At 74.8% G+C, this 15,815-nt stretch carries 12 protein-coding genes; 4 read left to right on the top strand and 8 right to left on the bottom strand.

Going from position 1 to position 15,815, the window contains the following annotated elements; genetic code table 11:
- Window positions 1-58: 58 nt before the first annotated feature.
- Window positions 59-1,462, top strand: a complete 1,404-nt coding sequence (locus ACGH2B_RS14705; RefSeq protein WP_399088824.1) for a sensor histidine kinase — start codon at window positions 59-61, stop codon at window positions 1,460-1,462.
- Window positions 1,463-1,674: 212 nt separating this feature from the next.
- Here ACGH2B_RS14705 and ACGH2B_RS14700 read toward each other — a convergent pair whose 3' ends face one another.
- Window positions 1,675-2,472 carry a polyphosphate polymerase domain-containing protein gene (locus tag ACGH2B_RS14700; RefSeq protein ID WP_399088822.1) on the bottom strand — a complete coding sequence of 266 codons (798 nt, stop codon included), beginning with the start codon at window positions 2,470-2,472 and terminating at the stop codon, window positions 1,675-1,677.
- A 657-nt stretch (window positions 2,473-3,129) separates the two neighbouring features.
- On the opposite strand from ACGH2B_RS14700, the gene ACGH2B_RS14695 reads away from it, so the two are divergent.
- Together ACGH2B_RS14695 and ACGH2B_RS14690 are read left to right on the top strand one after the other, a co-directional pair.
- Window positions 3,130-4,632, top strand: a complete 1,503-nt coding sequence (locus ACGH2B_RS14695) for a serine/threonine-protein kinase (RefSeq protein WP_399088820.1) — start codon at window positions 3,130-3,132, stop codon at window positions 4,630-4,632.
- A 211-nt stretch (window positions 4,633-4,843) separates the two neighbouring features.
- The gene (locus ACGH2B_RS14690; RefSeq protein ID WP_399088818.1) at window positions 4,844-6,766 is read left to right on the top strand and encodes a protein kinase; all 1,923 of its coding nucleotides are present in this window, start codon (window positions 4,844-4,846) and stop codon (window positions 6,764-6,766) included.
- Window positions 6,767-6,994: 228 nt separating this feature from the next.
- Here the strand turns inward: ACGH2B_RS14690 and ACGH2B_RS14685 are convergent, their stop codons facing one another.
- Complete coding sequence (locus ACGH2B_RS14685; RefSeq protein WP_399088816.1) at window positions 6,995-8,281, bottom strand: adenylosuccinate synthase; 1,287 nt, start codon at window positions 8,279-8,281, stop codon at window positions 6,995-6,997.
- A 237-nt stretch (window positions 8,282-8,518) separates the two neighbouring features.
- Here ACGH2B_RS14685 and ACGH2B_RS14680 point away from each other — a divergent pair, with 237 nt between their 5' ends.
- Entirely contained in the window at window positions 8,519-9,412 is an 894-nt protein-coding gene (locus ACGH2B_RS14680) for a hypothetical protein (protein WP_399088814.1), read from the top strand.
- A gap of 213 nt (window positions 9,413-9,625) precedes the next feature.
- On the opposite strand, the gene ACGH2B_RS14675 is transcribed toward ACGH2B_RS14680, so the two are convergent.
- The 6 genes from ACGH2B_RS14675 to ACGH2B_RS14650 form a co-directional block, all read right to left on the bottom strand.
- Entirely contained in the window at window positions 9,626-10,282 is a 657-nt protein-coding gene (locus ACGH2B_RS14675) for a response regulator (RefSeq protein WP_391646847.1), read from the bottom strand.
- The gene (locus tag ACGH2B_RS14670; RefSeq protein WP_399088812.1) at window positions 10,279-11,643 is read right to left on the bottom strand and encodes a sensor histidine kinase; all 1,365 of its coding nucleotides are present in this window, start codon (window positions 11,641-11,643) and stop codon (window positions 10,279-10,281) included. The genes ACGH2B_RS14675 and ACGH2B_RS14670 overlap by 4 nt, the downstream gene beginning before the upstream one ends.
- A 73-nt stretch (window positions 11,644-11,716) precedes the next feature.
- Window positions 11,717-12,514, bottom strand: coding sequence for an alpha/beta hydrolase family protein (locus ACGH2B_RS14665; protein WP_399088810.1), 798 nt, complete (start codon window positions 12,512-12,514; stop codon window positions 11,717-11,719).
- Window positions 12,511-13,830 carry a kynureninase gene (kynU, locus tag ACGH2B_RS14660; protein ID WP_399088808.1) on the bottom strand — a complete coding sequence of 440 codons (1,320 nt, stop codon included), beginning with the start codon at window positions 13,828-13,830 and terminating at the stop codon, window positions 12,511-12,513. The genes ACGH2B_RS14665 and kynU overlap by 4 nt, the downstream gene beginning before the upstream one ends.
- Window positions 13,823-14,692 carry a tryptophan 2,3-dioxygenase family protein gene (locus tag ACGH2B_RS14655; protein ID WP_399088806.1) on the bottom strand — a complete coding sequence of 290 codons (870 nt, stop codon included), beginning with the start codon at window positions 14,690-14,692 and terminating at the stop codon, window positions 13,823-13,825. The genes kynU and ACGH2B_RS14655 overlap by 8 nt, the downstream gene beginning before the upstream one ends.
- A 209-nt stretch (window positions 14,693-14,901) precedes the next feature.
- Complete coding sequence (locus ACGH2B_RS14650; protein WP_399088804.1) at window positions 14,902-15,315, bottom strand: DUF3151 domain-containing protein; 414 nt, start codon at window positions 15,313-15,315, stop codon at window positions 14,902-14,904.
- Between the last annotated feature and the right edge of the window lie 500 nt (window positions 15,316-15,815).

Below are 15,815 nucleotides of genomic sequence, written 5' to 3'. Positions count from 1 at the left end.
CCCCGGACGGCCCCGCGGGCCCCGGGCCGCGTCGTCCCGCCCCCGGCCGGGCGTAGCCGTGCGCCGCAGCATTCTGCTGGTCACCGCGGCCACCACCGCGCTGATCCTGGCCGCGCTCCTGGTGCCGCTGTCGTTGCTGGCGCGCAGTCACGCCGCCGACCGGGCCACCGCCGACGCCACCTCGCGGGCGCACGCGCTCGCCTCCGGGCTCGGGCAGGCGCTCGCCGCGGGCTCCGGCGCCGCCCCGGCGTCCGGCCGCGCCGCCGCGACGGCGCTGGTCACCGCGGCCAACGGCCCCGGCCTGCCCCGTACCTCGGTGATCCTCGGGAACGGTACCGTCCTGGGACCGCCCGCGCCGGTGTCCGACGCGGTACGGCTGGCGCGCTACGGGCGGGCGTTCACCTACGAACCGCCGGGCGGCGGCCGCACCGTCCTGGTGCCCGTCCAGGGTGTCTCCGGGGGCACCGCCGTCATCCACATCGCGATCGGCGACGACCAGCTCTACGACGGCACCCTCGCCTCGTCGCTGGGGTTCGCGGGGCTGGGCGCCGGGCTGATGGTGCTGGGGCTGCTCTTCGCCGACCGGCTCGGCTCCCGGCTCGTCGGCGCCACCCGGCGGCTCGCCGGCGTCGCCGACCGGCTGGCGCGCGGCGATCTGACGGCCCGTGCCGAACCGTCCGGCCCGCCCGAACTGCGGCTGGTGGCCGGGGAGCTGAACCATCTGGCCGAGCGGATCCAGTCCTTCCTGACCGCCGAGCGGGAGAACGCCGCCGACCTCGCGCACCGGCTCCGTACGCCCCTCGCCGCGCTGCGGCTGGACGCCGAGGGGCTGCGCGACCCGGCGGAGGCGGAGCGGATCGGGGCGGACGTGGCGGCCCTGGAACGGAGCGTCGACGAGGTGATCCGCACCGCCCGCAAGCCGCTGCGGGAGGACCGTTCGGGCCCGCCCCGGGCCGACCTCGCCGCCGTGGTCCGCGACCGCGCCGCCTTCTGGCTGCCGCTCGCCGAGGACCAGGGCCGCGCCTTGGAGTGCACGCTCCCGGACGGCCGCGACGGTCTCGGCGACGGGGACGGCGCGGTCGTCCCCGTGCCGGTCCGGGCCGAGGAGACGGAGCTGGCCGCCGCCGTCGACGCGCTGCTCGGCAACGTCTTCGACCACACCCCGGAGGGCACCGGTGTACGGCTCGCGGTGGCCCGCGCCCCCGACGGCGACGGCGGCCGGCTCACCGTCGAGGACGACGGCCCCGGCTTCCCCGAGGGCCACGTCCCCGAACGCGGCCGCAGCGGCGGCGGCTCCACCGGCCTCGGCCTGGACATCGTCCGCCGCGCCGCCCAGGAGGCGGGCGGCACCGTCGAGTTCACCCGCGCCCCCGGCGGCGGCGCCCGCGTGACGGCGATGTTCGGCGGCGACGACGGGCGAACGGAGAGCCGCGACCGTACGGAGCCCGGCGGCCGGGCGTAGGTCCCGTACGAGGACCGGCAGGCCGTACCCCTGCGAGACCCGGCACCGGGCGGACAGCCCCGTGCGCCAAGCCCCGGGGCCCGTACGGAAGTCATGACCGTACGGGCCCCGGGGCGGCGGCGGGATGCGGCAGGTACGGGTCCTGAACGGACCGTCCGGGGGCCGCGCCCGCCTCCCGGTCGCCGCCCCGGCGCGCCGCCGCGCTCAGCGCCTCACGCCGCGCGGGCCGGGAACGGGGTGCCCGCCGTGCGCTGCCAGTGGTTGGCGGCCAGGTCGGGACGGAGCGCCGACAGGGCGCCGCAGTACTTGCTGAACGCGGCGGCCCGCAACCCGTAGCCGCGCAGCAGACGGTCGGCCTCCGACAGCGGGGCGGCGGTCTTCGTCTCGACGAGGACCAGCCCGCCGTCGGCACGGACGCTGCGGCCGGTGCGCGCGTCCCGGCCGACGAGGGCCGCGTCGCAGGTGATGCGCTGGCCATCGGCGACGAAGGTGGCGCGCTGGTGGTCGGTGGTCAAGGAATGCCCCAGGTCGGCGGGGGTGTCGATGCCGTAGGCGCGGTCCAGGACACCGGCGAGGAAGTCCCGCTGGCCGTTGCCGAGGCCCACGTCGTCCGGCAGCAGCGGGCGGCGGTGCTTGACGGTCCGGCCGCCGGTGCCGTTCAGCTTCACCTCGAACTGCCGCTCGCCGGTGTCCTGGTAGAGCCGCTCGCGGATCTTGAAACGGCGCCCGCGCCCGTGCTGGTCGTCATGGAAGGAACGCAGGTCAGGGGTGTCGTAGTAGACGGAGCGGTAGCGGAACCAGCGGCGGCCGTTGATGCACAGCGACGCGAACGGGCCGCCGGGGCGGCGCCGGTCGGTCAGCTCGGCGGCGAACTCGGCGAAGACATCGACCGGCACGAGATAGCGGTTGTCGTAGCGGGCGAGGAGTTCGGCGCGCGCCTGGACATCGGCGAGCGGAACGGGTCGGGCGCCCATGGCGGCGCGGGCGATGGCGCGTACGGCGGGAATCACGCGGTCTCCTTGGCGGTCGTGCGGCGGCGGCCTGCGGCGGAGCGGAACCGGAAGGCGGATATTGGGGATCGGGGGGAATCGGCGGCGGTGACAGGGGCGGCTGGTCGCAGGGCGGCGTGCGGTGCGGTGCCGGGCCCCTCCGTCCCCCGCACCGAGGAGTTCGGGTGCGGGCGGGTGAACGCGGCGCCGTCCCGGGCCGGCCGGCCCGCCGGGCGGGGACGCCCCGGGCTCCCGCCCGGACCGGCCCGCCCCGTGGGAGGCGCCGCGTAGCAGGCCGCATACCCGCATTCCACCGCCGGGCACCCGACCGGGCGGCCGGATATCGGCGCGTCCCGCACGGCACCGGACAGGGAGGCGGGCGCGGTGCCCGCGGGCGGCGCCGTACGGGTGGCCGCACGGCGCGGCCCCGGCGCCGGACGCGCCGTGCGGTGTCCAGGACGCTCCATGCCGTTCCCCTCTCCGTGTGGTGCGGCCGATTCCGCCGGCTGTTCTCCGGTACGTCCCGCACGCTAGGCACCGGCGGGTTAAGCGCGCCCCCTTCCCGGGTTAACGGGCCGGGGGAGGCGCACTTGGCCGGGGTGCGTGCCCCGGCCGCCGCCCGGCGGTCGATATCCTCGGGGCGGCTCCGGGGGTGGCTTCGGGGAAAGGGCGGCGATCGTGGAACTGCACCCGGAACGCGCGGGACGGCCGGTACGCACCGGTGGGCCGGTGCCGCTCAGGGACCAGGACCCCCGTCGGATCGGCGAATACCGGCTGATCGGACGCCTCGGGGAAGGCGGCATGGGCCATGTCTTCCTGGCCCGTTCGGACCGCGGCCGGACGGTCGCGGTGAAGCTGGTACGCGCGGAACTGGCGGGCCGGGAGGAGTTCCGGACCCGCTTCCGGCGCGAGGTACGGGCCGCCCGGCGGGTCGGCGGCGAGTGGACCGCCCCGGTCCTGGACGCCGACACCGAGGCCGAAACCCCCTGGGTGGCCACCGGTTACATCGCCGGCCCCTCCCTCCAGCAGACCGTCGGCCGCGGCCCCGGACTGCCCGAACGGACCGTGCGCATCCTGGCGGCGGGGCTGGCCCGCGCGCTGGAGTCGGTGCACGCCGCGGGCATCATCCACCGCGACCTCAAGCCCTCCAACGTCCTGCTGACCCTCGACGGCCCCCGCGTCATCGACTTCGGTATCGCCCGCGCCCTGGAGGCGGTGACCGACCACGGCGTGACGCGCACCGGCGAGGCCGTCGGCTCCCCCGGCTTCATGGCACCCGAGCAGGTCCGCGGCGACGACCTCACCCCGGCCTGCGACGTGTTCTGCCTCGGCTCGGTGCTGGCCTTCGCGGCCACCGGACGCTCGCCGTTCGGGACGCCGGAGAGCCAGGTGCACGCCGTGATGTACCGCATCGCCGAGTCGGAGCCGGACCTCACCGAGGTGCCCGAGGGGCTGCGCCCGCTGATCGCCGCCTGTCTCGCGAAGGACCCGGCCGCCCGCCCGTCCCCCGCGCAGATCGTCGCCTGGGCCGAGCGGGACGCGGCGGCGCTCGCGACGGCGGACGACGAACCGTGGCTGCCCGGTGCGCTGGTCGCCCGGCTCGGCCGCGGCGCCGTGGAACTGCTGGAGGCGGAGCACCCCGACGCCGGCGCCGACCCGGCGGCCCCGGCGCCCGCCCCGGCCCCCAAACGCCGCCGCCGGGGCACCACCACCGCACTGCTGACCGTGGGCGCGCTGATGCTGGCCGGTGCCGGTGCGGGCGGCGCGTACCTCCTGCTGAAGAACAGCGACAGCGCGTCGGCGGACAGCGACGACACGGCGGGCGGCGGTACGGGGGGCGCCCAGGAGACCGCCCAGATCCCGGCGGAGTACCTCGGCACCTGGCAGGCGTCGGCCGACGGCTCGCCGGACGTGCGCCGGTTCACCCTCACCCAGGGCGCGGCCGGGGACACCGTCCTGACGATGACCGCGTCCGGCGCCGCCTACAGTTGCACGTTCTCCGCCGCGCTCCGCTCCGCGGGCCCGCCGGTCCGGCTCGGGCCCTCCCGCGTCGTCTCCGGTCCCGCCACGAGCTGCCGCCCGGGTGAGCCGAGCACGCTGGAGAAGACTCCCGAGGGGCTGCGCCGCTCCTTCGACGGTGACGGCGGGGCGCCCGCGCTGACGTACCGCAAGGTGCGGTGAACCCGGCGTCCGATTCGCGTGCGGTGGGGGAAATCCGCCGGTCAGCGCGGGTGTTCCGATACCCGCACCGCCATCGATCGTTCTCCCGTCGTAACGCCCCGGCGGCCGGTGTGCGATACGGGGACACCTACGCTCGGGAGGGGCGCCGGAGAGTGACGGCGCGGCGGCCGGCGACGACGGCGGGCACGGTAACGACACGGGAGGCGCCCGGATGGAGGGCCTGCGCGGGCTGACGGCCGGCGATCCGGCGTGGATCGGGGACTACCGGCTGCTCAGCCGGCTCGGCAGCGGCGGCATGGGCCGGGTCTACCTCGCGCGCTCGGAGGGCGGCAGAACCGTCGCGGTGAAGCTGATCCGCACGGAGCTGGCGACCGAGCAGGAGTTCCGCGACCGCTTCCGCGCCGAGGTGGCGGCCGCCCGGAAGGTCGGCGGCCGCTGGACGGCGCCGGTCCTGGACGCCGACACCGAGGCCGAGGTGCCGTGGGTCGCCACCGGCTACATCGCGGGGCCGACGCTGAGCGAGGTGGTCGGCGGCGGCTTCGGCCGGACCGGACTGCACGGCCCGCTCCCGGAGTACGCGCTGCGCCGCCTCGCCTACGGCCTCGCCTGCGCGCTGATCGACATCCACGGCGTGGGCCTCATCCACCGCGACCTCAAACCGTCCAACGTCCTGCTGACCATCGACGGCCCCCGCGTCATCGACTTCGGCATCGTCCGGGCACTGGACGCGGTCGGCGAACAGACCCAGCAGGGCAGCGGAACGGTCGTCGGCTCACCGAGCTTCATGTCGCCCGAGCAGGTCCAAGGCCACCGCGTCGGCCCGGCGAGCGACATCTTCTGCCTCGGCTCGGTGCTGGCGTACGCGGCGACCGGCCGGGCGCCGTTCGGCTCCATGGACTCCGGTGTGCACGCCGTGATGTTCAAGATCGCGCAGGAGATGCCGGACCTGGCGGCGGCGCCCGCGGGCCCGGTGCGCGAGCTGATCCGCGCCTGTCTGGCCAAGGAACCGCAGGACCGGCCGGCGCCGCAGGACATCGCCGCCCGGATAGATCCGCTGCGCGACGGCGACCCGGCCGCGCCCTGGCTGCCCGCCGGGCTCATCGCCCACCTGGGCCGTCACGCGGTACGTCTCCTCGACACCGACACCCCGCCCGGCGACCAGCGGCGCCCGGCACCCCGGCCCCCGGAGCATCCCGCGACCCGGGCGGGCGGGGACGCGACCGTACGGTCCGGGCAGCAGGCGCCCGCCGCGCCTCCCGCGCCGCCGCTCGCCCCTGGCGCGGGCACCGCGACCGCCGTCCCGCGCCCGGCCGACGGCACGACGCAGACTCCGGCCCCACGCCGCCGCAGGTGGCGGACGCTGCTGATCGCCGCGGCCGTGTGCGCGCTGGCCGCGGGGGCGTTCGCGCTGCCGGCGGCGCTGCGCGGCGGCGACCACGCGGACGGCGACAACTCCTCGGACATCACCGGCCGGTACATCGGCGTCTGGGCAGGTCCGGTACTGCGCGACGGCGTCCCCACCGGCCAGCGGCGCCGGTTCGTGATCAGCCACGGCAAGATCGGCGAGGTGGTCGCCAACAGCACCAGCCTCGGCGGGACGTACGAGTGCCGCAGCGACGCCAAACTGGTCTCCGTCCATGACTCCGCGAACCGGCCCGCGCTACGGCTGGACACCCAGGTCGTCCGGTCCCTGCCGCCCGGCCGGTGCGCCGCGCTGGGCGAACATCTGCTGCGGCCCGGCCCGGACGGCACGCTCCGGTGGACGGCGGCGGGCCGCACGGCGACGCTCCACCGCGTCCCTCCGGCGTCGGAGCGGGTGCCGGAGGGCTTCCTCGGCACCTGGCAACGGCCGACCGGCGGGGGCGCCGTCCAGCGGCTGACGATCGTCCGGGCGCCGGTGGGCAGCAAGGCCGTCACCCTCGTGGCCGACGGGCCCGAGGGCCGCTGCACCGCCCACGCCGACCTCTACTCCGGAGGGAACCAACTGGTCATCGGCCCCACGGTCGTCGACCACCCCGGGCCGGACTGCCGTCCGGGCCACGCCTCCGCGCTCCGGCTCACCGGCTCCGGCGATCTGCGCCGCGACTTCCTCGGCCGCGATCTGCGCCCGAGGAACTACTCCCGCACAGGCTGAACGGAACAGTCACCGCGCCCGCTGTTTCACGTGAAACAGCGGGCGACACACGCCAGTTGGTGTTTCACGTGAAACGCCGAGCAGGGACACGACGACCCGCGTTTCACGTGAAACACCCGCCAGGGCACGGGAGTTGGCGTTTCACGTGAAACGGCCGGGCCGGTGGACGAGATGCGTCCACCGGCCCGGCCGTTCGAGCCGCCTGCGGGCGGCCACCAGGCTCAGGGCTCAGGAGAGGAAGGAGTTGATCTCGATCGTCTCGTCACGGCCCGGGCCGACACCGATCGCGGAGATCGGCGCGCCCGACATCTCCTCCAGCGCCTTCACATACGCCTGCGCGTTCTTCGGCAGGTCGGCGAAGGTCTTCGCCTTGGTGATGTCCTCGGACCAGCCCGGCAGCATCTCGTAGACCGGCTTCGCGTGGTGGAAGTCGCTCTGGCTGTAGGGCAGTTCCTCGACCCGCTTGCCGTCGATCTCGTACGCGACGCAGACCGGGATCTGCTCCCAGCCGGTGAGCACGTCGAGCTTGGTGAGGAAGAAGTCGGTCAGGCCGTTGACGCGGGTGGCGTAGCGGGCGATGACCGCGTCGAACCAGCCGCAGCGGCGGTCACGGCCGGTGGTGACACCCCGCTCGCCGCCGATGGTGCGCAGCGCCTCGCCGTCCTTGTCGAACAGCTCGGTCGGGAACGGACCGGCGCCGACGCGGGTGGTGTACGCCTTGAGGATGCCGATGACACGGCTGATCTTCGTCGGCCCCACACCCGCGCCCGTGCAGGCGCCGCCCGCGGTCGGGTTCGAGGAGGTGACGAAGGGGTACGTGCCGTGGTCGATGTCGAGCAGCGTGCCCTGACCGCCCTCGAAGAGCACGACCTTGTCCTCGTCGAGCGCGTTGTTGAGGATCAGGGTGGTGTCGGCGACATAGCCCTTGATCTTGTCCGCGTAGCCCAGCAGCTCCTCGATGACCTGGCCGGCCTCGATCGCGCGGCGGTTGTAGAGCTTGGTGAGCAGTTGGTTCTTGACGTCGAGGGCCGCCTCGACCTTCTGGGTCAGGATCGACTCGTCGTAGAGGTCCTGCACCCGGATGCCGGTGCGGTTGATCTTGTCGGCGTACGTCGGCCCGATGCCACGGCCGGTCGTGCCGATCTTGCGCTTTCCGAGGAAGCGCTCGGTGACCTTGTCGACCGTGATGTTGTACGGCGTGATCAGGTGCGCGTTGCCGCTGAGCAGCAGCTTGGACGTGTCGACGCCGCGCTCGTTGAGTCCGCTCAGCTCGGAGAGCAGGACCGCCGGGTCGACGACGACGCCGTTACCGATGACCGGGGTGCACCCCGGCGAGAGGATTCCGGAAGGGAGGAGGTGCAGCGCGTACTTCTGGTCACCCACGACGACCGTGTGGCCGGCATTGTTGCCGCCCTGGTAACGCACCACGTAGTCAACGGACCCACCGAGCAGATCGGTGGCCTTTCCCTTGCCCTCATCACCCCACTGAGCACCGAGCAGCACAAGTGCGGGCACAGGCGTACACCCCTTCCGGGCGGGGCATGTCCAACGTGCGTGGATGGCGTGAGCATGCGTGTCGCACGCGGATGTCATCACTGCAGCCGTCGAACCGGTGCCCCGGAATAGACGAAGCCCCTGGCGCAATAGCGCAAGGGGCTCTTGCACCGAGATGCTACCTGAGGAAGGACCGAGGTGTCGGCGCAGCCTTCTGGGCACTCTTCACCGGACCCCGTACGGGGGAACCCGCTGCTCGTGGTCATCGACCCCGCAGCCCGCACGGCGGACGGCGAGTCCGTCCGGATCGCCAAGGACGTGCTGTGTGCGGGCGCGGGGGCGAAAATCTGCCTTCCGGACGGTCCCGAGGAGTTCGCCCGCGCGCTCTCCCGGCGAGGCCGGCGGCGCCCGGTGGTGATCGGCGACGACCGCGCGCTGCTCTTCGCCGTCGGCCTGCTGCACAAGGAACGGGAGCTGGACGGCGTCGCCGTGTCGATGGTGCCGGTCGGCGCGGCGGAGACGGTGGCGCTGAGCCGGACACTGGGCGTGCCCACGGGCACGGTGGCCGCGGCCCGCACCGTCCTGGACGGCGACGCCCGCGCCCTCGATCTGCTCACCGACGACAGCGACGGCATCGTCCTGGGCGGGTTGCGCATCCCGTACGGGGACGGCGCCGCCCCCGGGACGTATCCGCCGCCGGGAGCGCCGTCCCCCGCGCCCGGCGACGGCGGGCGGCAGTCCTGGTGGCGTCCGGCGGCGCGCACCGCGCGGGCCGCGCTGTCGGCGCTCGCCGCGCAGGCCACCGGGCGGGAGCGGCCCGGCGTGCCGGGGCAGCGGCTGCGGATCGAGGCGGACGGCGTCCTGCTGGCGGACCTGGACCGGCCGGTGCAGCGGGTCTCCGTGGTGCCGGGCGCCCTGCCCGGGGTCGGCGGGGAGGCGTCCGCCGCGACGTCCGGCGGGGGCGACGGGCTGGCCGAGGTGGTGGTGGACCGTCCCGGCTCCGACCATCCGCTGCGGGCCCGCGCACGGGCGGTGACGGTCTCCGGGCCGGATTTCCGCTACCGCGCGGACGCGGTGGTCGGCGGCCCGGTCCGTACCCGTACCTGGACGGTGCAGCCGGGGGCGTGGCGGCTGACGCTGCCCCGGGAATGACGGAGGCGGTGCGCCGAGGTGGCGCACCGCCGAAAACTGTCCACAGGCTGTGGACGGTTTCACGTGAAACCCACACGGGAGGCCCGGCCCCCGGCCCGAGGCCGACCCGATCGCGTACAGCCCACGCGGCCCAGGGGCCCGGAGCACCGGCTCGCCCTGGCACGGCCGCCCGGAGAACCACCGCCCGTCACGCGAACGGCCCCGGCCTCCCGCTCAGCCCCCCGGCGTGACCAGCCGCGCTTCGTAGGCGAAGACCGCCGCCTGGGTGCGGTCCCGCAGGCCGAGCTTCACGAGAATGCGGCTGACATGCGTCTTCACCGTCGACTCGGCGACCACCAGATGTTCGGCGATCTCACCGTTCGACAGGCCCTGGGCGACGAGGACCAGGACCTCCGTCTCCCGTTCGGTCAGCTCACCGATGCGCTCCTGGGCGGGCGCGCGGGGGGTGCCCAGCCGGGAGAACTCCGAGATCAGCCGCTTGGTGACGGTCGGTGCGAGCAGCGCCTCGCCGGAGGCGACGACCCGGACACCGTCGGCGAGCTGCCCGGCGGAGGCGTCCTTGAGCAGGAAGCCGCTCGCCCCGGCACGGAGGGCCTGGTAGACGTACTCGTCGAGGTCGAAGGTGGTCAGCACCAGCACCTTCGCGTCCGCGTCGGCGGCGACGATCTCGCGGGTGGCCTCCAGACCGTTCATCTCCGGCATCCGGATGTCCATCAGGACGACGTCCGGCCGCAGCTCCCCGACCTTCGCGACGGCCTGCCGCCCGTCCACCGCCTCGCCGACCACCTCGATGTCCGGCATCGCGTTGAGCAGCACCGAAAAACCCTCGCGGACCATCACCTGGTCATCGACGATCAGTACCCGGATCATGACTGCGCCTCCCCCGCGGCGGAGACCGGAAGGAACGCCGCGACCTCGAACCCGCCTTCCTCGGTGTGGTCGGCGGTCATCTCCCCGCCCAGCATCTGCACGCGCTCCCGCATCCCGAGCACGCCGTGACCCGCGCCCGGTGACGGGGTGGCGAGCCGGCTGGGCTTGCCGTTGACGATACGCAGCCCGATCCCGCCGAGCACATAGGAGATCTCCACCCGCGCCTCGGCTCCGGGCGCGTGGCGCAGCGTGTTGCTCAGCGCCTCCTGGACGATGCGGTACGCGGACAGCTCCACGCCCTGCGGCAGCGGGCGCGCCGCGCCGGTGATGACCGCCTCGACGGTCAGTCCGGCACCGCGCACGCTCTTCAGCAGGTCATCGAGGCGGTCGAGGCTCGGCTGCGGCGCCTCCGGGTCGTTCTCGGTGAACGCGTCCGGGTCCTCGGAGCGGACGACGCCGAGGATGCGGCGGAGTTCGGTCAGCGCGGCGACGGCGTTCTCCCGGATGGTGGCGAAGGAGGTCGCCAGCTCCGGCGGGGTGTGCTCGACGCGGTACGGCGCGGCCTCGGCCTGAATGGCGATGACCGACATGTGGTGCGCGACGACGTCGTGCAGTTCCCGGGCGATGGTGGCCCGCTCCTCGAGGAGTGTGCGGCGGGAGCGCTCCTCCGCGGTGACCGTCTGCGTCTCGACGACGTGCCGCCGCTCCTCGCGCCAGGCGCGGACCGCGGCGGCGGCGGTGAGGAGGAAGGCCGAGGGCACCGCGAGGGAGAACAGCTCGCGGTAGCCGAAGCCCCCCGTGAACGTCGACAGCACCCCGCCGGCGACGAGCGTGACCACCCACATCTCCAGCGCGAGCCGCGGCCGGGTGCGCAGCACGACCAGCGCCATCACGACGACGTGCGTGGGCAGCGACACCATCGGCCAGGTCGCGTCGTAGGCGCCGTTCCCGGAATCCAGCATCGCGAGGACGAATCCGACGAACGAGACCCAGAACGCGCCGACCGGCCGAAAGAGCGTGAGGACCACCGGGACCGCGACGATCAGGCAGAAGACGATGGAAGCCGGGATGGGGAGGAAGCCGGAGTTGTAGTAGGGGTCCACGCCGATCGTGGCGGAGAGCCCGAGCAGGAAGTTCGCGACCGTGGCGAGCACCAGCACGATGTGCGGCGCCCACCGCATGTGGTGCCGCATCCGCTTCGGCATCCGCTGCCGCCAGCCCGGCACGCCGGGATCGTCGAGCGGCAGCATCGGGCGGAAGGCGAAGGCGTCCTCGAAGAGGTCCTTGCGCAGCAACTGCAGTGCGCCACGGGCTATCCGGGCCTCGGAACGCAGGGCATCCTGCGACTGGGTCTCTTTCACCCCACCACGGTAAGCAGCGCGCACCCCCGAATCGTCCCCACGGAAGAGGATCTACCGAGGTCCGCCTCAAGTACTACGCGGTGTGCGGACCGGGCCCGCGCAGTTCCTCCAGGAGGGTGCGGAACGCCGCGGTGGACGGGACGAACGGTGCGTAGTGCCCCACCCCGGCCAGCTCCCGCAGCGCCACCGGCACCCCGGCGGCCCGCGCGGCGGCGGCGAAGCTCCGCGAGAGCCGCGGCGGCACCTCCGGGTCGTCCGTGCCGTGCAGCAGCGTGACCGAGGCGCCCACCGGTGGGTGGCGTACGGGGTCGGCGGCGGCGAGACGCGCCGCGAAGCCGGGACCGTCGCCGAGCAGGGCGGCGACGGCGTGATCGCTCAGCCCGAGCCGGTGCGCCGCCGCGAGATCCGCGACCGGCGCGACCGCGACCACCCGCCCGGTCGGCCCGGCCGCCCGCGCCGCCGTCAGCAACGCCAACTGCCCGCCCGCCGAATGCCCGGCGAGCACAGGCACGAGGCCGTCCGGCGGCGCGCCGTCCGCCCACCACGCCCCGGTGGCCGCCGCGACCGCCGCCGCCACATCGCCGAAGGTGCGCTCCCCGCCGCCGCCCGCGCCGACCCTGCGGTACTCGACGAGGGCGACCGGCAGCCCCTGACCGGCCAGCGCGGCGGCGGCCGGGGAGAGATGCGTCCGGTCGTAGGCGGCGCGCCAGAACCCGCCGTGCACGAGGACGACGTGCGGACCGCGGACCGTGCCGGGCGCCGGGTCGTACAGATCGACGCGCTGGTCAGGATGGGGCCCGTACGTCAGCGAGCGGTGCGGCGCCACCGGGGCGAGCCCCAGCAGCGCCGCCTCCTCGTCGGGAACGCTCACGCGGTGGGCGCGCCGGGCCCGAAATCGCCGGACCCGGCCGCCGGACCGGGACCGTCCGCGCCGCCGTCCGCTTCCGCGCCGGACTTGGCCGCCCGCTCCCGCAGCACCTCGCCCAGGATCCGGGCGGCGCGGTCCACGTCGGTGAAGGAGGTGTACAGCGGGGTGAGCCCGAAGCGCAGCACGTCCGGTTCGCGGAAGTCGCCGACCACGCCGCGCCGGATCAGCTCCGCCATCACCTCGCCCGCCCCGGCGCACTCCAGCGACACCTGACTGCCGCGCCGCGCGTGCTCGTACGGCGTCACCGAGCGGACCTCGCCGGGCGGTACGTACGCGGCGACGCAGTCGAGGAAGAAGTCGCTCAGCGCCAGGCTCTTGGTCCGTACGGCCTCGATGGTGACGCCGTCCCAGGCGTCGAGCGCCGCCTCCAGGGCGAGCAGCGAGAGGATGTCGGGGGTGCCCACGCGGCCACGGACGATGCCGTCGGCCGGTTCGTAACCCGACGTCATCCCGAACGGTTCGGCGTGCGAGTTCCAGCCCGGCAGCGGGGAGTCGAACCGCTCCTGGAGGCTCTCGCGGATGTAGAGGTACGCGGGCGAACCGGGCCCGCCGTTGAGGTACTTGTACGTACAGCCCACCGCGAGGTCGACGCCGTGCGCGTCCAGCCCCACCGGCAGCGCGCCCGCGCTGTGGCAGAGGTCCCAGACCGCCAGCGCGCCCGCGGAGTGCAGCGCGGCGGTGATACCGGGCAGGTCGTGGAGGCGTCCGGTGCGGTAGTCGACGTGGTTGACCAGCGCCAGCGCGGTCCGTTCGGTGACCTCGTCGGCGATCCGCGCGGGCTCCACCGGGCGCACCGCCAGGCCTGTCATCCGCGCCGCCGAACGGGCGATGTAGCCGTCGGTGGGGAACGTCGTCGCGTCGACCAGGATCTCCGTACAGCCGGGACCGGCCATCCGGACGCCCGCGACGACCGCCTTGAAGACGTTGACGCTGGTGGAGTCACCGACGACGACCCGTCCGGGGGCGGCGCCGATGAGCGGGGCGATGCGGTCGCCGACCCGCTGCGGCGCCTCCCACCAGCCGCCCTCGGTCCAGGACCGGATGCGCATCTCGCCCCACTGCCGGGCGACGGCGTCGGCGACCTTGTCGGGGACGGAGCGGGGCAGCGCGCCCAGGGAGTTGCCGTCGAGGTAGACGGTGTCGTCGAGGACGAAGCGGTCCCGTACGGCGGCCAGCGGGTCGGAGGCGTCGAGGGTGGCGGCCTCCGCACGGTGGTCGCGGGGCGTGTGGGGCTCGTGGTTCTCGCGGTGATCAGACATGGCTGCGTGCCGTCCAGAGCTCGGGGAAGACATTCTTGCGGGCCCGCTTCTCCAACCAGGCCACGCCCGCGGAACCGCCGGTACCCATCTTGGCGCCCATCGCCCGCCGGGTCGCGACCAAATGATCGTTGCGCCACCGCCAGACCAGCTCGGCGACGTCGGTCAGCGCCTCCCCCAGGGCGACGAGGTCGGTGTCCTGCTCCCCGGCGTAGATCCCGGCCCAGACCGCCTCGACCGCCGGATCCGGCTCGTACCGTTCGGCCGGATCGCGTTCCAGGACGGCGTCGGGCACCGCGTGGCCGCGGCGGGCCAGCAGCCGCAGCACCTCGTCCCACAGGCTCGGCTCGTGCAGCGCCTTCGCCAGCTCGGCGTGCTCGCGCGGCGCGCCGCGGTGCGGCACCAGCATCGACGCGGACTTCTCACCGAGCAGGAACTCCAGCCGCCGGTACATCGCGGACTGGAACCCGGAACCCTCGCCCAGCGCCCCGCGGTAGGCGTTGAACTGCGCCGGGGTCAGCCGGGCCAGCGGCTGCCAGGCGGCGTTCAGCGCCGTCAGCTCGTGGGTGGAGCGCTTCAGCGCGTCCAGCGCGACCGGCAGATCGTCGCGGCGCAGCGCCTCACAGGCGGTCTGCCACTCGTGGACGATGACGGTGAACCACAACTCCATCACCTGGGTGGTCACCAGGAACACCATCTCGCCGGGATCGTCGGAGAGCGGGTGCTGGAGGTGGGTGAGGACGTCGGCGTGGACGTAGTCCTCGTACGGGGTGGTGGTGGCGGCGCCGATGGTGAGATCCGGGGCGAGCGGCGCGTCGCCGGGGGCGGCGGGCGAGCTGTGCGCGGACGGCGAAGGGTGCGACATGAGGGACTCCTCAGGCTGCGAACTCCGGGTAGCGGTCCGCCCCTTCCTGATCGGCTCGGGAGCCCCGGTCCCCTCGGGACGGTTCGGCCGCCCCACTCGCATCATCGGTGCTGGTCGCGGGTGGCGCAAGAGCCGACCGCACGGGCGGCCCACGGCGGCGCGGGCGCGCCCGGAGGCCGGCCGTCCGCACGGCCGGCCTCCGGGTGGGGTCAGGAGAGAGTGTCCGCCGCGGTGGGGGAGGAGTCGCGCAGGAAGGTGGTGCAGCGCTCGTACTCCGCGTCCTCGCCGATCGCGTGGGCGGCGCGGGCCAGCGCGTGCAGCGCCCGCAGGAACCCGCGGTTCGGCTCGTGCTCGAACGGCACCGGGCCGTGGCCCTTCCAGCCCGCCCGCCGCAGCGCGTCCAGCCCGCGGTGGTAGCCGGTCCTGGCGTACGCGTACGACTCGACGGTCCGGCCGCCCTGGAACGCGTCGTCGGCGAGCTGTGCCCAGGCCAGCGAGGAGGTCGGGTACTTCGCCGCGACATCGGCGGGTGCCGTACCGGCGGCGAGCAGCTCGCGCGGGCCCGGGTCGTCGGGCAGATGGGTCGGGGGCGGTCCCCCCAGAAGGTTCTCGTGAATGGCCATGCCTCAAGTCTGCCTGGTCACGGAGGCGGCCCGGCCACGGCCCGGAGAGCGGGACGGAGAGGGGGCGGGCTCGTGGCCGGAAAGGAGCGGGCGCGGGGGCACGTGCCCGGGGTGCGTACGGGCGCGGTCGCTCGCCGCGCCCGGGGACGGCCATCCGCGTTCCGGTCACGGCCTTCGGGCCGCGAACCCGGGCCTGGGCACGCGGCCGGACCAGGCAGGGACGGCCGGCCGGACGGCGCGGCCGGTCCGAGCAGGTGCGGCCGGACCAGGCAGACGCGGCCAGTCCGGGTGGCTCGGCCCCTCCGGGTGGCTCGGCCCCTCCGGGTGGCTCGGCCCCTCCGGGTGGCTCGGCCCCTCCGGGTGGCTCGGCCCCTCCGGGTGGCTCGGCCCCTCCGGGTGGCTCGGCCCCTCCGGGTGGCTCGGCCCCTCCGGGTGGCTCGGCCCCTCCGGGTGGCTCGGCCCCTCCGGGTGGCTCGGCCGGTCCGAGCAGGTGCGGCCCG

The sequence above is a fragment of the Streptomyces sp. BBFR2 genome (assembly GCF_044497305.1).
Taxonomy (GTDB): Bacteria; Actinomycetota; Actinomycetes; order Streptomycetales; family Streptomycetaceae; genus Streptomyces.
Note: the sequence above shows the minus strand (reverse complement) of the source record. Positions and strands in the feature narration are given on the sequence as shown.

Coding starts and splice junctions, on each gene's coding strand:
- ACGH2B_RS14690 (WP_399088818.1), top strand. CDS start 4,844: ATGGAGGGCCTGCGCGGGCTGACGGCCGGCGATCCGGCGTGGATCGGG.
- ACGH2B_RS14675 (WP_391646847.1), bottom strand. CDS start 10,282: ATGATCCGGGTACTGATCGTCGATGACCAGGTGATGGTCCGCGAGGGT.
- kynU (WP_399088808.1), bottom strand. CDS start 13,830: ATGTCTGATCACCGCGAGAACCACGAGCCCCACACGCCCCGCGACCAC.
- ACGH2B_RS14655 (WP_399088806.1), bottom strand. CDS start 14,692: ATGTCGCACCCTTCGCCGTCCGCGCACAGCTCGCCCGCCGCCCCCGGC.
- ACGH2B_RS14650 (WP_399088804.1), bottom strand. CDS start 15,315: ATGGCCATTCACGAGAACCTTCTGGGGGGACCGCCCCCGACCCATCTG.